The 17,939-nt window shown below is 36.8% G+C and carries 18 protein-coding genes; 12 read left to right on the forward strand and 6 right to left on the reverse strand.

Annotation, left to right across the window (positions count from 1 at the left end; genetic code table 11):
- From topB to WC623_RS20675, 9 genes are all read left to right on the forward strand, one after another.
- Nucleotides 1–1,878, forward strand: a complete 1,878-nt coding sequence (topB, locus tag WC623_RS20635) for a DNA topoisomerase III (RefSeq protein WP_372854663.1) — start codon at nt 1–3, stop codon at nt 1,876–1,878.
- A 9-nt stretch (nt 1,879–1,887) separates the two neighbouring features.
- Entirely contained in the window at nt 1,888–2,991 is a 1,104-nt protein-coding gene (locus WC623_RS20640; protein ID WP_372854665.1) for an MBL fold metallo-hydrolase, read from the forward strand.
- A 49-nt stretch (nt 2,992–3,040) separates the two neighbouring features.
- Nucleotides 3,041–3,421, forward strand: coding sequence for a hypothetical protein (locus WC623_RS20645; RefSeq protein ID WP_372854667.1), 381 nt, complete (start codon nt 3,041–3,043; stop codon nt 3,419–3,421).
- On the forward strand, nt 3,412–4,212 hold the full coding sequence (locus WC623_RS20650; protein WP_372854669.1) for a hypothetical protein: 801 nt from the start codon (nt 3,412–3,414) through the stop codon (nt 4,210–4,212). Before WC623_RS20645 ends, WC623_RS20650 begins: the two co-directional genes overlap by 10 nt.
- Nucleotides 4,213–4,219: 7 nt before the next feature.
- On the forward strand, nt 4,220–5,161 hold the full coding sequence (miaA, locus tag WC623_RS20655; RefSeq protein ID WP_372854671.1) for a tRNA (adenosine(37)-N6)-dimethylallyltransferase MiaA: 942 nt from the start codon (nt 4,220–4,222) through the stop codon (nt 5,159–5,161).
- Nucleotides 5,162–5,347: 186 nt separating this feature from the next.
- Nucleotides 5,348–5,878 carry an outer membrane beta-barrel protein gene (locus WC623_RS20660; RefSeq protein WP_349785037.1) on the forward strand — a complete coding sequence of 177 codons (531 nt, stop codon included), beginning with the start codon at nt 5,348–5,350 and terminating at the stop codon, nt 5,876–5,878.
- Between the two features lie 147 nt (nt 5,879–6,025).
- Complete coding sequence (locus WC623_RS20665; RefSeq protein WP_372854673.1) at nt 6,026–6,532, forward strand: hypothetical protein; 507 nt, start codon at nt 6,026–6,028, stop codon at nt 6,530–6,532.
- A gap of 96 nt (nt 6,533–6,628) precedes the next feature.
- On the forward strand, nt 6,629–7,165 hold the full coding sequence (locus WC623_RS20670) for a DUF3347 domain-containing protein (RefSeq protein ID WP_372854675.1): 537 nt from the start codon (nt 6,629–6,631) through the stop codon (nt 7,163–7,165).
- A 111-nt stretch (nt 7,166–7,276) separates the two neighbouring features.
- Entirely contained in the window at nt 7,277–8,563 is a 1,287-nt protein-coding gene (locus WC623_RS20675) for a citrate synthase (protein WP_372854677.1), read from the forward strand.
- Nucleotides 8,564–8,624: 61 nt separating this feature from the next.
- Here WC623_RS20675 and WC623_RS20680 read toward each other — a convergent pair whose 3' ends face one another.
- From WC623_RS20680 to WC623_RS20695, 4 genes are all read right to left on the reverse strand, one after another.
- Nucleotides 8,625–10,013: a nucleoside permease gene (locus WC623_RS20680; RefSeq protein ID WP_372854679.1), complete on the reverse strand. Its 1,389-nt coding sequence runs from the start codon at nt 10,011–10,013 to the stop codon at nt 8,625–8,627.
- Nucleotides 10,003–10,617 carry a bifunctional nuclease domain-containing protein gene (locus WC623_RS20685; RefSeq protein WP_372854681.1) on the reverse strand — a complete coding sequence of 205 codons (615 nt, stop codon included), beginning with the start codon at nt 10,615–10,617 and terminating at the stop codon, nt 10,003–10,005. Before WC623_RS20685 ends, WC623_RS20680 begins: the two co-directional genes overlap by 11 nt.
- A gap of 67 nt (nt 10,618–10,684) precedes the next feature.
- Nucleotides 10,685–11,656 (reverse strand): electron transfer flavoprotein subunit alpha/FixB family protein, encoded by a 972-nt coding sequence (locus WC623_RS20690; protein ID WP_372854683.1) that lies wholly within the window; start codon nt 11,654–11,656, stop codon nt 10,685–10,687.
- Between the two features lie 39 nt (nt 11,657–11,695).
- Entirely contained in the window at nt 11,696–12,433 is a 738-nt protein-coding gene (locus WC623_RS20695; RefSeq protein ID WP_372854685.1) for an electron transfer flavoprotein beta subunit/FixA family protein, read from the reverse strand.
- Between the two features lie 138 nt (nt 12,434–12,571).
- On the opposite strand from WC623_RS20695, the gene WC623_RS20700 reads away from it, so the two are divergent.
- Together WC623_RS20700 and chrA are read left to right on the forward strand one after the other, a co-directional pair.
- Nucleotides 12,572–12,907, forward strand: a complete 336-nt coding sequence (locus tag WC623_RS20700; protein WP_372854687.1) for a tetratricopeptide repeat protein — start codon at nt 12,572–12,574, stop codon at nt 12,905–12,907.
- A 14-nt stretch (nt 12,908–12,921) separates the two neighbouring features.
- Nucleotides 12,922–14,121 (forward strand): chromate efflux transporter, encoded by a 1,200-nt coding sequence (chrA, locus tag WC623_RS20705; protein ID WP_372854689.1) that lies wholly within the window; start codon nt 12,922–12,924, stop codon nt 14,119–14,121.
- 1 nt (nt 14,122) lies between these two features.
- Here the strand turns inward: chrA and dnaB are convergent, their stop codons facing one another.
- A complete protein-coding gene (gene dnaB / locus WC623_RS20710; protein ID WP_372854691.1) occupies nt 14,123–15,694 on the reverse strand; it encodes a replicative DNA helicase in 1,572 nt (523 codons plus the stop codon).
- A 163-nt stretch (nt 15,695–15,857) separates the two neighbouring features.
- Here dnaB and rlmB point away from each other — a divergent pair, with 163 nt between their 5' ends.
- Nucleotides 15,858–16,622 (forward strand): 23S rRNA (guanosine(2251)-2'-O)-methyltransferase RlmB, encoded by a 765-nt coding sequence (rlmB, locus tag WC623_RS20715; RefSeq protein WP_372854693.1) that lies wholly within the window; start codon nt 15,858–15,860, stop codon nt 16,620–16,622.
- 23 nt (nt 16,623–16,645) lie between these two features.
- Here rlmB and WC623_RS20720 read toward each other — a convergent pair whose 3' ends face one another.
- On the reverse strand, nt 16,646–17,914 hold the full coding sequence (locus WC623_RS20720; RefSeq protein WP_372854695.1) for an Hsp70 family protein: 1,269 nt from the start codon (nt 17,912–17,914) through the stop codon (nt 16,646–16,648).
- Nucleotides 17,915–17,939 lie beyond the last annotated feature (25 nt).

A 17,939-nucleotide genomic window follows, 5' to 3' on the forward strand; every position in this document is an offset into this window, starting at 1 on the left:
ATGAAGATTGTTATTGCAGAGAAACCTTCGGTGGGACGTGAATTGGCTAAGGTTTTTGGTGCTACAACTAAAAAAGATGGCTATATAGAGGGGAAAGGTTATTCTTTTACCTGGGCATTTGGGCACTTGTTACAGCTTGCTCCTCCACAAGATTATGGTTTTATTGGTTGGAGAAAACAGCATTTACCAATGTTGCCGAAGAAATTTAAACTGGCCATCCGGAAAATAAAAACCAAAGATGGTATGGTTGAAGACCCCGGAGTGCGTAAACAACTTGATATTATTAAAAAGTTGTTCGATGAGGCTGAGGAAATCATTGTGGCTACGGATGCCGGGAGGGAAGGTGAACTCATTTTCCGATATATCTATTACTTTCTGAAATGCAAAAAACCTTTCCGCAGACTTTGGATTTCCTCGCAAACTGATGAAGCAATCAAAGAAGGATTCAGAAATCTGAAACCAGGAACAGAGTATGATACTTTGTTCAATTCGGCACATATGAGGTCTGAATCGGATTGGCTGGTAGGAATGAATGCTACTCAGGCTTTGAGTATTTCTGCTGGAAATAGATCAGTCTTATCGCTGGGTAGAGTGCAAACTCCAACCTTAGCTATGATTTGTTCAAGGTTTCTCGAGATTAAAAACTTTGTTCCGCAAGCTTATTATCAATTAGCTATTCAGGTAGATAAAGACGGACAGCTATTCAGAGCAATGTCGGTCAATAACTTCGATAAAAAAGAAGAAGCAGAAGAACTGCTGGCTAAAATTGAAGATGTAGCATCTGGATTTCCCAATGGTGCTAAGATTATAAGCGTTGAGGCGAAACCCAGAAAAGAACCACCTCCATTATTACATGATTTAAGTAGTCTGCAACAGGAAGCCAATAAACGTAAGGGTTATACAGCTGATCAGACACTCAGTCTTTTACAGGGTTTATATGAAAGTAAATTGGTTACCTATCCCCGTACAGGAAGTAGGTATATTGGTGATGATGTATTTGCTGGAGTGCTTAACTTGATAGACAAATTAAAATCACATAAGGATTTTGGCAGGCAGGCAGAGTTTTTACAAAGCATTCCATTAAATAAAAGAAGCGTTAATGCTAAGAAAGTAACAGATCACCATGCTATTCTACCAACTGGCGAAACGCCATATCATTTAGGTAGTGATCAGCAGGCGGTCTATGATATGGTTGTTGGAAGGATGCTCGAGGCTTTTCATCAGGAATGTGTGAAAGAAATCACTAAAATATCTGTTGAATCGGGTTCATTGTTTATAGCTAATGGAACCGTTATTCGTTCTGCTGGATGGAGGTCCGTATTTAACGAGTCTGACGAAGAAAAGAAAGACGAGGATAATCCTGCTTTGCCAAAAGTTAAAAAAGGTGAGGAGCTGCCGATTACAAATAAAGCTTTGTTAGAAAAGCAAACCAAACCTAAACCTATGTACAATGAGGCTTCTTTATTAAAAGCCCTTGAAACATCTGGAAAGGATATTGAAGATGAAGAATTGAGATATGCAATGAAAGATAGTGGATTGGGTACACCTGCAACAAGGGCTTCAATTATAGAAACGTTGATTAACAGGGAGTATATTTCGAGGGAGAAACGCAATCTGGTACCAACTACAAAGGGTTTAGCTGTATATGATGTAGTAAAAGATCAGAAAATTGCACAAGCAGAGTTAACAGGTCAGTGGGAAAAACGTCTGGAAGAAATACGCTCTGGTGCTTCGGTAGTTGATTTTAAGGCAGAAATTGCTGAATATACGACTGCAATTACCAATGAGTTATTGCTGTCAGGAAATACACTTGCTGCAAAATTGGCACCACCGCCACAGCCACCAACTGAGGCAGTAGTTGAAACGAAAGCTGATTAATAATTGTAAATGAAGAAATTTATGTATTCCATTTTGGTCATTATTGTAGTACTCGCACTGGCAACAGTATGGGTACTGAACTTACCTGTGTTTGGTTCTGTATCTGAAGGAACGAGATTGGAAAAACTAAAAAAGCTTAGTAATTTCAAGGCAGATGGTACGCTTGAAAACCTTTCACCAACACCAATGAAACCGGATAGTGTGAGTTATTGGGATATGCTTGTAGGAATGATGAAGGGCAATGATAATAGTTCACCTAAAGAGAACCTTCCGCATATTAAGCCAGATTTTACGACCAGTACTAAGACCAAACTTATTTGGTTTGGTCATTCCTCTTATTACTTGCAAATTGACGGTGTAAAGGTACTTGTAGATCCAGTATTTAGTGAACGTCCATCTCCATTCTCTTTTATTGGAACTCGTAATTTTAAGGGGACAGATTTTGTGAAGGTGGAAGATTTCCCTTACTTGGATATTGTATTGATTACACATGATCATTATGATCACCTTGATTATCAAAGTATATTAAAGCTGAAAAGTAAAACTAAACTTTTCATTACTTCTTTAGGTGTAGGAGCACATCTGGAGCGATGGGGAGTGCCGGCAGACAAAATTGTTGAGTTGGCATGGGATGAAAATGTTACTGCTAACGGGTTAAAGTTTATTGCTACACCAGCACGCCATTTTACTGGTAGAGGATTTAAAAGAAACCAGACCCTATGGTCGGCTTTTGTATTACAGGGTGCTAATCACAAATTATATTTAGGGGGAGATTCTGGATATGATACTCATTTTAAAAAAGTGGGGGAGCAATATGGTCCTTTTAATTTAGTTATTCTGGAATGTGGACAGTATAATGCGTATTGGCCATTGATACATATGTTCCCTGAGCAAACAGTTCAGGCAGCTAAAGATTTAAATGCTAAAGTATTACTTCCTGTACATTGGGGGAAATTTGCTTTAGCAATGCACAGCTGGGATGATCCAGCTATCCGTGTAGCAAAACAGGCTAAAGCTGATAATTTTAAAATTACAACCCCCTTACTGGGTGAGTCTGTTGTTTTGGATGAACATTATCCGTCAAAAGAATGGTGGCTTGATTTAGGTAAATAAACAATATGGTTTTTAAGATGTTATCTAAATAAATTTTATCATCTATATAATGAAAACAGACTTCATAGAAATATTTCAAACGATAAGAGCAGTATTACAACCTTACACTGCACAAGGGTTTAGCAACAGGATAAACAGTGAAACAACTTTTGATCTGTGGAGTGATATGAATGTGGTTATTGAAGGGAAAAAGAGAAATGAAGTTTATTTTGCAGAAGTAAAGATTTTTAAAGGACATGTTGGCTTCTATTTTATGCCTGTTTATGCAGAACCTGAAAAAATGAAAGAGATTTTTGATCCTGGTCTGTTGAAATTATTAAAAGGGAAATCTTGTTTTCATATCAAAAAATTGGACGATACATTGTTAGCGAGTATTGAAAGTGCATTGGCAGAAGGATTCAGGTTATATAAGGAAAAGGGTTGGGTGTAGGATTGATCTGGCAAAACAGTGTTTGGATTGCACTGCAGGATAATGGAATTATTGCAAGAACTGAAATATATGATCGGTATGATTTGATCATGATCAACGATAAACTGGTCATTAATCTGATACCCCTTGATAATGATTATTCTGCTTCGGAATTAATTGATTTACAATCGGTATATCAGCTTAAAAATGTTGTTTTAGTTCAGTTATGGGAAGATATCTGGCTAACCAGGCAAGAGCAGGTAATCGGAAGAATTAAATCTATTTTAGGCTTAAATAAAAGGTTGCATGGGCGAAAGGGGCTGGTTACCGTAATTGATCAAACGGAAGCGGATGATTTTTTAATTGCAAATCATATTCAAGCCTCTGCTAAAGCGCGGTATAAATTTGCACTTCAAATAGACGGACAAACTGTGGCAGTAGCCTGTTTTAGTAATGTGAGATGGATGAAAGGAATTTCTGCCAGTTATAAATCTGTTGAATTGATTCGTTTTGCTACTAGAATGGGTTATACAGTTACAGGGGGCTTTACAAAATTACTTAAGCATTTTATAAAATTAATTCAACCTGATGATGTAATGAGTTATGCAGATCGTGATTGGTCGCTAGGGAATGCTTATGAACTTTCAGGTTTTAAACTTGTTGAAACTACTCCTCCAGCTAAGATATGGTTACAAAAAGAGGAGATGATCAGATATTTTCCACATCGTATGCCGGATCTTGGTCAAGATAAATTTGCCGCAGTGTTTAATACAGGCAATCTTAAATACATACTATACTTGAATAAAGTTTAATTAAATAATGACTAAAAATCCACTTCTAATCATATTGGGCCCCACTGCTTCTGGTAAAACAAAGTTAGCTGTGAATTTGGCAAATATTTTAAAAGGCGAAATCATTAGTGGCGATAGCAGACAGGTATTTGAAGGAATGGATATTGGCACAGGGAAAGATCTTGATGAATATATAATTAATGGAAAGAGAATCCATTATCATTTAATAGACATTAAAAAGGCAGGCGACAGTTATAATGTAAATGAATTTAAAGAAGACTTTTATCGTGCTTTTGAAAAAATAACTGACAAAAATGCACTGCCAATATTATGTGGTGGCAGTGGTATGTATATTCACAGCGTCCTGCAAGACCATGAATACACAGCAATTCCACCAAATCCTACATTAAGGACAACTTTGCTTAAGTTGGAAACGGAAGAACTAATACATTTATTGTCAAAATATTCTCATAAATTTACAGCTCACGCCGATTTGTCTTCTCGGAAGAGAATTATTAGAGCCATAGAGGTTTCTTCATATCTAACTGACCATAAACTTGACAAAGTAGTAAGACCAACATTTAATTCGTGTGTAATTGGGTTAGAACCTGAACTGAATTTGCGTAGGCAAAGCATCATTAGCCGCTTGGAATTAAGGTTAAATGAAGGCCTTATAAATGAGGTGGAGCAATTGATGCAATCAGGTGTTTCTATAGAGAAGCTTCAGTTCTATGGTCTTGAATATAAGTATGTTGTAACGTATATTTTGGGTGAAATCGATTATAGGACATTAGTTGAGAAATTAACAATAGCGATATGTCAGTTTGCAAAGCGTCAGATGACTTTTTTCAGAAAAATGGAAAAGGATGGTGTTAAAATTCATTGGATAAAATCGACTGAAAAAACTGACCCTACCCAACAAGCACTGGATTTGTATAACTCCTTTTTTAACAGTCAGGGCATATTTTGATGTAAAATGTAGAACATTTAACATCATTATTATTGTAAATTAATAATTGACAGTTAAGAAATGTGGCATACGTTTTGCAAAGGGGAGTAATAAATAGTTATTTAGTTAGAGGTATTAATAATTTATCGACAATTAAATATATATTTATAATACACAAATAAGTTTTATATAATTGAAATTAAAAAGATGAAAAAAGTTACTGGAATTTTAGCTATTGCAGCAGGTTTGTTTATGTTTACTGCAACGGCTACTCAAGCTCAAACAAGAGAAGATGCTAAAGGTGTACGTTTAGGTATCGGTATTAGTGGTGGAACTACTACTGACAAATCTCCATTCGAATATGCTTATGGTGCAGATCTAGGTTTTCAATTTGAATTGTCAAGAGAATTAGCACTTACTGCAACTGGTGGTTATACTTCATTCAAAGCGAAAGATGGTCAAGGTGAAGATTATAACTTTATTCCAGTAAAAGCTGGTGTTAAAGTATTCCCTCAAATCGGTGGTTTATATTTATCAGGTGAAGCTGGTTTCGGTTTCGGTACTGAAAAAGATTCTAAAGAGTCATTTATCTATTCAGGTGGATTAGGTTACCAGACTGCTGGTGGTTTTGATATTGGTGCTAGATACGAAGGTGTTACTCAACAAAGAACTTCTAACACATTCAGACCACAAAACGGTCAGTTTGCTTTACGTTTAGCTTATAGCTTCAAATTGTAATAACTGAGATAAAATAATTAAAGTAAAAAGGCTCCTGATTTTCAGGAGCCTTTTTATTTTATCTTCAATTTTAAATCTATGGCACAGGGTTTGCAACATTGTATATAAATCAGGATAAACCTGATTGTATAACGTAAAAACGTACCTATGAATAGAACTACCAAATTTATTGCCTCGGCAGTAGCTGTTGTGGCATTGTTTTTTACTACTAATGCAAATGCTCAGAAATTAGGAATAGGTTTAAACCTTGGTATTCCTACTAATGATGGATACAATTTCGCACTTGGTGCTGATGCTAGATTACAGTTCGATGTATCTAAGCAAGTTTCGATTCCTGTAACAGCGGGATACACTCATTTTATGGGAAAAGAAATTGCAAATAATGTGAAAGTGAGTGATTACGGTTATATCCCATTAAAAACCGGTTTGAAAGTGTTTTTAGATGAAACTGGCTCTGGTCCGTATGCATTGGCAGAAGTTGGTGCTGCCTTTGGGGTAACTGAAAATTCAGGAACGCACTTTGTGTATTCACCAGCAATTGGCTATGCATGGAGCAGTGGATTAGATCTGGGAGTCAAATATGAAGGAGTACCTGTAGGTGGTGGAACAGTAGGCCAGGTCGCACTACGGATAGCCTATGGTTTTAAATTATAACACTATTTTTCTGCTAATTATAGAAAGCTCCTGAAAAAATCAGGAGCTTTCTTATTTATTTAAAATTAAATTGGTATTTTAACCAAAAAAAAATACATGAGAAAATATCTGGCAGTAATGCTAATCGCAGGGATAGTTTCTTGCACAAATACAGAAAAAAAAGTAGCAGGGAATTCAGACACAACTACTTCAGATGCAGCCACTGCGGCTCCTGCTGAAGTAGAGTTAAAAGAACCTAAGGTTCAGGCGATTTATAATGGTTACATTATACTAAAAGACGCTTTAGTGTCTACAAAATTTGAGGAAGCGAAAAAAGCTGCTGATGCTCTTAAAGCGGATTTAGCCAGTTATAAGGGCTGTGAGAATACAGCATTGATTGCTGAAAAAATCGCTACAGCTGCAGATATTGCGGCCCAACGTAAAGATTTTACTTCATTAAGTTCAGATGTAATAGCGCTATTTAAGCATGCTGATATTACTAAAGGAGCTATTTTTGTTCAACATTGTCCGATGGCTAACAATGGCGATGGAGGTGATTGGTTGTCGAGTGAGCAAAAAATACAAAATCCATATTATGGTGATGAAATGATGGAATGTGGTCGAGTTGTAGAAACAATAAAAACTGCCTTGTAATTTACTTGGCGTTGACCCATATTTAATAATAATTTAACAGTTTTGTTATTTAAGCTAGAAGCCAATTAGAATGAATTGGTTAAGTTTGTTTTTATAAATTTAAGAATATATATGTCAGATATTGCAGAAATTAAGATTGATGGAAAAGTGTATGAATTCCCCGTTATCACAGGAACCGAGGGGGAGAAGGCTATTGATATTTCTAAACTTAGAGATTTAACAGGTCATATCACTTTAGATTTAGGATACAAAAATACGGGCTCAACAAAGAGTGCAATAACATTTTTAGATGGTGAACTGGGTATTTTAAAATACCGTGGATATCCAATCGAGGAACTGGCAGAAAAATCGACATTTTTAGAAGTAGCATACTTATTAATATATGGCGATTTGCCAACAGAAAGTCAATTAACAGACTTCCAGTTGCAAATTAGCAGACATACGTTGATTCATGAGGATATGAAGAAGTTTTTGGATGGATACCCTTCAAAATCACATCCAATGGCTCAGTTGTCTTCTTTGGTTTGTTCTTTATCTACATTTTATCCTGAATCATTAAAAGCTAATTCATCGGCAGAATCAATGGATCTGACGATGATTAAATTATTGGCTAAATTTCCGACTATAGTTTCTTTCATTTATAAAAAATCATTAGGTCATCCACTTATTTATCCTAAAAATAAGTATGATTATGTAAGCAATTTCTTAAACATGATTTTTGGTCAGCGTACCGAAGAAATCGAAATTGATCCTGTAGTAGTTAGCGCCATGAATACATTACTTATTCTACATGCTGATCATGAACAAAATTGTTCGGCATCTACTGTAAGAATGGTTGGTTCGTCTGATTGTAATTTATATGCTTCTGTATCAGCAGGTATCGATGCATTATGGGGCCCACTTCATGGTGGTGCAAACCAGGCTGTTATCGAAATGCTTGAATTGATTAAGGAAGATGGTGGTGATACAGAAAAATGGATCAATAAAGCTAAAGATAAAAACGATCCTTTCCGTATGATGGGCTTCGGACACAGAGTTTATAAAAACTTTGATCCAAGAGCTAAAATCATTAAAAAAGCATGTGATGATATTTTAGAGAAATTAGGTATTGATGATCCAGTTTTAGAAATCGCTAAGAAACTAGAAGAAGCTGCATTAAACGATCCATATTTTGTTCAACGTAAATTGTACCCGAATGTTGATTTCTATTCAGGTATCATATATAGAGCACTAGGTTTCCCTACAGATATGTTTACTGTATTGTTTGCATTAGGACGCTTACCAGGATGGATTGCTCAATGGAAAGAAATGCATGAGAATAAAGAACCAATCGGGCGTCCACGTCAAATATATGTTGGTCATACCGATAGAAAGTTCAGCGCAATAAAAGACAGATAATATCTTGAATTATATATAAAGAAAAATCCCCGTTCATTTGAGCGGGGATTTTTTTATGATCTTAATGACCTAGTTTTTGTTCAATTGCCTTTTCTTCTGCAATGCTGTGTTTATGTTTAAACATAATGGCAAAGGCAATGGTAATAATCAATGCATATGCTGTAAAGGAAAGCCATATATGGTGCCAGTCTTTAACATCTAAAGCACGGCTTAAATCTCCATTAGTTAATACATTTATACCCTTATTCTTTAAAAAGGTAAGTAAATGCTCATTTGTAGGTTCTGTGTTGGCAACAGCTGCAAGCGATTGAATATCGTTGTAGTGTTTAGTAAAATATTTATCTATCATCCAACCTGATACCAGACTGCCAAATACTGCTCCAAATCCATTGGTCATCATCATAAACATTCCTTGTGCAGAGGAACGTGTTTTTGCAGTAGTAGAAGTTTCTACAAAAAGAGAACCTGAAATGTTAAAGAAATCGAAGGCCATTCCGTATACCACGCATGACATAACAATCATCCATAAGTTACCTGCTGGGTCGCCATAAGCAAAGAAGCCGAAACGGAGCACCCATGCCAGCATGGCAATCACAATTACCTTTTTGATACCAAAACGCTTTAAAAAGAAAGGAATCGCTAATATAAACAAGGTTTCTGAAACCTGCGAAATGGACATGATAATGGTAGAGTACTTAATTACAAATGAGTCTGCATAAGTTGGAAACAATTTAAATTCATCCAAAAACACATCACCATAAGCATTTGTTAGTTGAAGTGCACCGCCTAAGAACATCGAAAAGATGAAGAATAAAGCCATTTTATAATTAGCAAAAAGCTTAAATGCTTCCAGGCCTAAGGTTTGTGCAAGAGATTTCTTCTCTGTTTTTATACCTTGTGGCGGGCACTTAGGTAGGGTAAAGGCATATAAGCCTAATGCAAGCGCTGCAGTTCCGGCAATATAGAACTGATAAGCTGTAGCTTTGTTCCCTGTTAAGTTGGTTGTCCACATGGCAACTATAAAACCTATAGTACCCCATACTCTGATTGGAGGGAAGTCTTTGATTACATCAAAGGAACCAGACTTTAAAGTTGTATAAGAAATGGAATTACTTAATGATATAGTAGGCATGTAAAAGCACATGGCTAGCAACATTACCCAAAAGAAACCATTAGGGCTATCTACCTGTGGTAAATAAAACAAAACACCCGCATACAAAATATGCAGAATACCATAAAGGACTTCTGCATTTACCCATTTGTCGGCAATAATACCACTTAGCGTAGGCATGATTAACGACGCAAAACCCATGGTTGCGAAAATGGCACCGAATTGTGTGCCATCCCATTGTTTTGTGCCGAACCAGTAATTAGCTATGGTAATTAACCAGGCACCCCAGACGAAGAATTGCATAAAACTCATCAGGGTTAAGCGAAACTTAACGTTCATTGTTTCTTTTGTTTAGTTCGTCACGTATGCGGGCAGCTTTTTCATAGGCCTCTTCTGCAAGTGCTTCCTGAAGCTTTTGGTTTAATTCTTCTGTACTTAATGATTTATAACTTGAAGATGGGATAGAGGAGAGGTCTTCAGCTCCTTTCTCTTTAGGAAGTGTATCCATATTTTCAAGGAAAAGGAAATCATTACCTTCTATTACAATACCAGCCGAAGATAAAATGAACTCGTAGGTATAAATAGTGGCATTGAAACGAACAGCTAATGCAATTGCATCAGAAGTGCGGGCGTCAATTTCATGTGTAGTTTTTCCATCTGTACAGATTAGTTTGGCATAAAAAACACCCTCTACTAAATTATAAATCAGGACTTCCTGAATTTCAATATTATAGATCTGCGCAAATGTCTTAAATAGGTCGTGGGTTAATGGCCTGCTCGGGGTCATCTTTTCAATCTCTATGGCAATAGCCTGAGCTTCAAACGCACCAATTATAATTGGCAAACGTCTTCTACCATTTACTTCTCCAAGCACGAGTGCATAAGCCCCGGATTGGGTTTGGCTATAAGATAAACCAACGATGTCTAGTTTTACTTTCTTCATTTTGCTGAAATGTCATGTTAAGCTCGCTAAAACTATGATCTATTTAGCAAGCTCAGAATGACAAATATTACCCTTTATGTGCTTTTAACGCCTCAATTAATTTTGGTACTACTTCAAATGCATCGCCAACAATTCCATAATCCGCAACTTTAAAGAATGGAGCTTCAGGGTCTTTATTGATAACAACAATTACTTTTGAAGAACTAACACCCGCTAAGTGCTGGATAGCGCCAGAAATACCTATTGCAATATACAAATTTGGACTGATCGCAATACCAGTTTGTCCAACATGTTCTGAATGTGGTCTCCAATCTGCATCCGAGACTGGTTTAGAGCAAGCTGTAGCAGCGCCCAACAGGTCAGCAAGCTCTTCTATCATTCCCCAGTTTTCAGGACCCTTAAGACCTCTGCCTGCAGAAACAACAAGTTCTGCATCTGGTAATGAAACTTTATTTGTAGCCCTAACCACCTCTTTTACAATAGCAGCAAGGTCTGTTGATTTAACTTCAGGATTGAAAGCTTCAATTGCTGCGTCGGTAGCATTTTCTTTAGTGCCAAATGCATTTGGATTAAGTGCAATTACTTTTATAGCAGAAGTCAATTCTGTCACAGCAAAAGCTTTTCCAGAGAAAGCTGTTTTCTTTACCTGGAATCTTCCACCATCTAATTGTGGCAATTCAACAGCACCATCAACTAATCCAGCTTCAAGTTTTACTGCAATACGTGGTGCCAATCCCTTTCCTGAGAATGAATTAGATAAGACTACAACGTCTGCGTTTTCTTTTTTAGCCGCCTCAGCAATTACTGCTGCATAAGCTTGGTTTACAAAGTTTTTTAATTGGTCATTAGAAACATTTAAAACCTTTGAAGCACCATATTTACCCAATTCTTTAAGCTCTGCCTCAGCAACATTACCTATAGAAATGGCTGTTAAATTACTATTTTGTTTATCTGCAATGGCTTTTGCATAAGAAACCGCTTCATAAACTGATTTCTTAAATTTACCATCAACTTGTTCTACATATACTAAAACTGACATAAGATCTTTATTAAATAATTTAAAATTTGAAACTGAAGTTTAGATAACTTTCGCCTCCTGGTGTAACAGATCGATTAATTTAGCAGTTTCTTCTGCTGGTACTAATTTAACTGCACCACGTGGGGGAGGTGTTTCAAATTGCTGTACTTTACTAAGTTGCACAATATCTTTAGCTTCAACTACCTGAAGAGGTTTAGTACGTGCTGACATAATTCCTCTCATATTTGGGATTTTAGGTTCAGCAGTTCCTTCGGCGCAGCTAGCAATGAATTTTCCAGTTACTGAAATCACTTCTTTACCACCTTCAATTTCACGCTCAATTGTTGCTGTTGATCCATCGTAATCCAATTTTTTAATGATAGATATAGATGGGATATCTAAAAATTCGCCAACCATTGCAGCTACCTGCGAGCCGTTGTAGTCGATCGACTCACGTCCGCAAAGGATCATATCAAAATCATTGGTCTTTGCATACTCAGCAATCTGGTATGCTGTAAAATAAGCATCTCTGGGTGCAGCATTAATTCTGACTGCATCATCAGCTCCGATAGCTAAAGCTTTTCTAATAGTTGGGTCTGTAAAACTCTCACCCACATTGACTACCGTAACTGTTCCTTTTCCACCATCGCAAAGCTCAATCGCCCTTGATAACGCAATTTCATCATAAGGATTTACAATAAATTGCACCCCTGCTGTATTGAATTGTGTATTATCGTTGGTAAAAGTTATTTTTGTTGTCGTGTCGGGCACGTTACTGATACAAACTAATATTTTCATAGGATCACATATTGATTTTTAATATTTAACCCAAAGATGGGTTCATAGAATTAATATATTTGATTTTTAAAGGTTAAAGAAGTCCTTAAACTTCTAAATGTCTTTTTGCAAATCTAATTAAAAAAGCAGGGAATTAAAATGCAAAGTACCCGATTAATAAAGTTATTGGAGTTTTTAGAAAGTGATCCTAATGATCCCTTTGTTCTGTATGCACTGGCTACAGAGTATAACAGTTCAAATGATACTGAAAAAGCGCTGGAATATTACTTAAAGCTGATAAATGACCATCCTGATTATGTGGGTACTTATTATCATCTGGGTAAACTTTACCAGAAATTAGAACAAACGGATAGTGCATTGGAAATTTATCAGAAAGGTATGCTTGCTGCCAGGGCAAAAAGAGATATGCATGCTTTTTCTGAACTTCAGGGAGCATATAACTCGGCAGCCGGTTTAGATTATGAAGATGATTAATTAAATTGAAGCAGGTGAGCAAAAGGCAATTGTTGTTTATCAGGAATGTAACTCTTTTTACTTTTACGGCTTTTGGAGGAGCACAGGCGCATCTGGCACTTTTACTAAAGTATTTTGTGAAGAATGTGGCCTTCGTTTCTGAAGAAGAGCTGCTGGAATTAAATGCACTTGCACAAGTATTACCAGGTCCTGCATCTACGCAAACACTTGTAGGTGTTGCTTATAAAGTAGGAGGGTTAAAGCTTTCTATTATCACTTTTTTAATCTGGATTTTACCATCAGCTGCAATTATGACTTTTGCAGCAATAACTTTTGGAAAGCTGGATCAGAAAGGCAAGTTTACCGATGTGCTGGAATATGTAGAACCTATTGCACTTGGAATTGTGGCATATGGGGCGTTTAATCTTGCTAAAAGAATTTTAATATCACAGTTAACTATATTTTTGGCAATATCCGCTGTTATCGTCACCTTGGTTTTAAGGAATGCTTACGTATTTCCTTTGGCTATTTTAATGGGAGGAATGATATCTTCAGCCATAGGCACACCGGCAGAAGAAAGTAATATCAGATTGAATTTATTCTCTAATATCAACCCCAAAAAGTTAAGTTATTTTTTTGGAGTATTGCTGATTTTAGCACTTATGGGGGCCATCATTAATAGAACTTCACCATTTAGTTTGCCTATCAGGCTTTTTGAGAATTTTTACCGCAATGGTATCGTGATTTTTGGAGGTGGACAAGTTTTAGTTCCACTGATGTTTACCGAGTTCGTACAAATGAAGCAATACCTGAGTGCTTCTGGCTTTTTATCGGGCTTCGCTTTGCAACAAGCGCTGCCAGGTCCAACATTTTCTTTTACCAGCTACCTGGGTGCTCTGAGTATGCGTAATTTTGGTTTTGGTATAAGTGGACAGATCTTAGGAGGGGTGGTTGGTGTTATCGGAATCAATTTACCCGGAGTAATATTAGTGTTGTTTATTGTTCCTTTCTGGGAAGATCTTAAAAAAATCACACGCATTAAATACTCCTTAACGGGTATTAATGCGGTGAGTGTAGGTTTTATTATTGCAGCGTTTATTCTGTTACTAATGCCTGTTGCCTTAAATGCATTGGCTATTGTAATAATGGTGATTACTTTTCTGGTGCTTAATTATACCAAAATCAGTACGCCATTTATTGTGCTTGCCGGAATATTACTAGGCTATTTTTTGTAGCCTAAAATGGTGCATCATCATGCATATCATCCATCCGTGAAGGTTTAATAATTACATTTCCCGCTGGCCTGTCAAAATCTTGAGAAGGAGCCATGCCTGCACTAGGGCTATCCATTGAGAAGGAAGTTGGTGCAGAGAAACTCTCTTCCAAATCCGCAAATTTAACGTATTTACCAATGAAGCGAAGTGGTACAATACCAGTTTCACCATTTCTGTGCTTGGCAATAATTACCTCACCAACACCGGCTTGTGAACGGCCTTGTTCATCTTCTGTGATACCGTAATACTCAGGTCTGTATAAGAATAAAACCATATCCGCATCCTGCTCAATAGAGCCCGATTCACGTAAATCTGATAGCATTGGCCTCTTTCCATTTACCCCAGGTCTACTTTCTACCGCACGACTTAACTGCGAAAGGGCTAATACAGGTACGTTTAATTCTTTAGCAACAGATTTTAATGCCCTTGAAATACTACCAATTTCCTGCTCCCTGTTTCCACCACCACCTTGACCTTCACCTTTACCATGCATCAACTGCAAGTAATCGATAATGATTAGTTGTATATCGTATTGTGCTTTTAGCCTTCTACATTTAGCTCTGAACTCAAATATGTTAAGTGCGGGTGTATCATCAATTAATAGAGGGGCTTCGGTCAATCCACCTATTTTACTATGTAGTTGTTGCCATTCCCATTCTTGTAGATTACCTTTTCTGATTTTCTCTTGCTCAATTTCAGCTTCTCCGGAAATCAAACGATTTACAAGCTGTACGGAAGACATCTCTAAAGAGAATACTACGGCTGGACGATGAAACTGTACTGCAGCATTCCTTGCACAGGTTAATACGAAAGCTGTTTTTCCCATCGCCGGACGTGCAGCAATAATTACCAAATCCGAAGGTTGCCAGCCACCTGTAATGCGGTCAAGATCTGTAAAACCTGAAGGTACCCCAGTTAAACCATCGCTCTTACCTCGTAGTTCTTCTAGTGTAGCCAATGATTGTTTTACAATCTCATCCATTTTCTGTGTATCTCTACGCAGGTTGTTTTGTGCAATATCAAATAACCCCTTTTCAGCCTGGTCTAACAGGTCGAAAATATCTGTTGTATCTTCATAAGCATTAGATATGATCTCTGATGAAATTCTGATCAGTTCCCTTTGAATATATTTCTGAGAAACAATTCTGGCATGAAACTCAATGTTCGCCGCAGAAGCGACCCTGTTGGTCAGATTCGTAATGTAATAAGCTCCTCCAATCATTTCCAATAGCCCCAGTGTACGCATTTCAGACGTAACCGTTAAAATATCAACTGGCTTTGATTTTTGGAAGAGTCCCTGGATTGCCTCAAATATTTTTCTATGTGCTTCATTATAAAACATTTCAGGCTTAAGGATGTCAATAACAGTAGATAATGCATCCTTTTCGAGCATCAGTGCACCTAGAACCGCTTCTTCAAGATCTGTAGCTTGTGGAGGTATCCTCCCCATAGTACTTATCGTGTTACTTAAACGGTTTTTTCTTGCACTAAAATTTGCTTTATCATTTCCTTGGGATTGGGGATCGTTACTCATAACTACAAAATTATGCAAAAAATAAGTCCTTTCGTTAATTGTTTACTCACATTTAGACATTCATCAATACTTGCGTTACGGTATCGTCCTATGAAATTTTAGATTTTTGCTAACAAAACTATGTGGAAAAGAATCCTTATTTTTGCCGTTCAATTTAATATTAATGGAAAATTCCCGGAGACCTTCAAGACCTAAAGAAAATAATGAATTTGTATTTGGTATACGTGCTGTAATAGAGGCGATTAAAGCTGGAAAAGATGTGGAGAGTATTTATATACAACGCGGACTTACCGGTGGGATCATATTGGAGCTAAAGGCCTTATTAAAAGGGACTGATATTCCTGTACACAATGTGCCGATTGAAAAATTGAACCGAATGACCCAAAAGAACCATCAGGGGGTTATCGCAGTTATATCAGCTATCTCTTTTCAAAAAATTGAGGATATCATTCCAATAATTTATGAAAAAGGAGAGACACCATTGGTATTGATTCTTGATGGGGTTACTGATGTAAGAAATATGGGAGCTATTGCCCGTACTGCTGCTTGTGCCGGAGTACATGCTATAATTGTACCTTCTAAAAATTCTGCGCAAATTAATGCCGATGCCATAAAAACTTCCGCCGGAGCTCTGTTCACTATTCCGGTATGCAGACATCAGAATTTGCATAAAGTAGCCTTGTATTTGCAGGAATGTGGCTTGCAGATCGTGGCTTGTACTGAAAAAACCAATGATTTGATCTATGTGCCTGATTATACTGCTCCAACGGCTATCGTAATGGGGGCTGAAGATGAGGGGATTTCAAATGAGATAATGCGTATGGCAAATCACCTGGCTAAAATTCCTATGATTGGAGAGATCAGTTCGTTAAACGTATCTGTATCGGCAGGTGTTATTTTATATGAGGCCATCAGACAGCGGCAATAGCTGAAGATGACCATTTTTTCTTATTAATCGTTAAATAAGTAACCGCTATAAGCTAATCCTTTAGCTACACTTATAAAGTTATCTCCTGTATGCATTGGGGTATCAGGGAATCTGTCTTTAAATAGGCTTTTAATGGCAAGCACCATTGATGTTCCTCCTGTTAAAAATAAACTGTTTATTTCTTCAGGCTTAATCTGATGCTGCAATAAAAAAGCATCGAGATACTGGCTGATCTTTCTGATATCCTTATCAATCACTGTTTCATATTGTTCGATAGAAATAGCTTCATCAATCTCGATTTCCATTTCTGAATACTTAAATTTTGAACTGGTTTGTTTGGATAATTCTATTTTAGTTTGCTCTATTGTTTGGAATATAGAGTAGCCTAAATTATTATCTATAAGTGTGATAAGATTTTTGAATGTCTTGTCCTGTTTGGAATAGTGATAATAAGTCTGTATGTCATTTTTGACCTTTAAACCGTTAAAAAAGTTCATCTGCTCCCATGAGCATATATTAGAAAATAAGGAAACTGGGACCTTAAGCATTTTTCCAGGGGCTGCTTCATACATCGTATATTTTCCAAAATAAGGTGTGCCTTTTTCCCACATAAATGCAGAGTCAAAGCTATCGCCGCCAATATATATACCTCCAGTGGCAATAATGTCTTTTTTACGGTCTTTACTGCCAATTTTTGCAGGATCTAGTTCAAGGTAAGTGAAGTCTGTAGTTCCACCACCCAGATCGGCAACCAGTACTTTTTCCTTTTTACTAATGGTTTTTTCATAGGCAAAAGCTGCTCCAATAGGCTCAAATTGAAATCTTACTTCATTAAATCCAGCATTTTCTGCAGCTTTAGTTAATCTTTTTTGTGCTAATGCATCCTTAGTGGTATTGTCATCATCAAAGAAAACAGGTCTGCCAATAATAGCCTTCTGACAATCAATACCAGTAATCAAATCTGCCTTAGTCTTTAACTCTTTTAAAATTAAAGTCACCAGGTCTGATGCATTCAATCTTTTATGATGGATTCTTGTTTCGATAAAGCTGCTTCTTGGAAGTATTCGTTTAATTGATTTCATGAAGCGTCCCTTCATTCCATCAGCAAGGTAAGCTGCTATTGCCTCTTCTCCAACTACATACTTTAGTGGCTCTGCTGCACTCTGTTCACTTCCAAAATATAAAATTGAAGGCACGATAATCGTTTCTATAATTTCATTTTTCTCTTCATCAAAAATAGATAGGGCAGAATTGGTTGTTCCAAAATCAATTCCATATAAAAACTTACTCATTGTAAAAACTCAAAATGTTTAAAGG

Source organism: Pedobacter sp. (genome assembly GCF_041645105.1).
GTDB lineage: Bacteria > Bacteroidota > Bacteroidia > Sphingobacteriales > Sphingobacteriaceae > Pedobacter.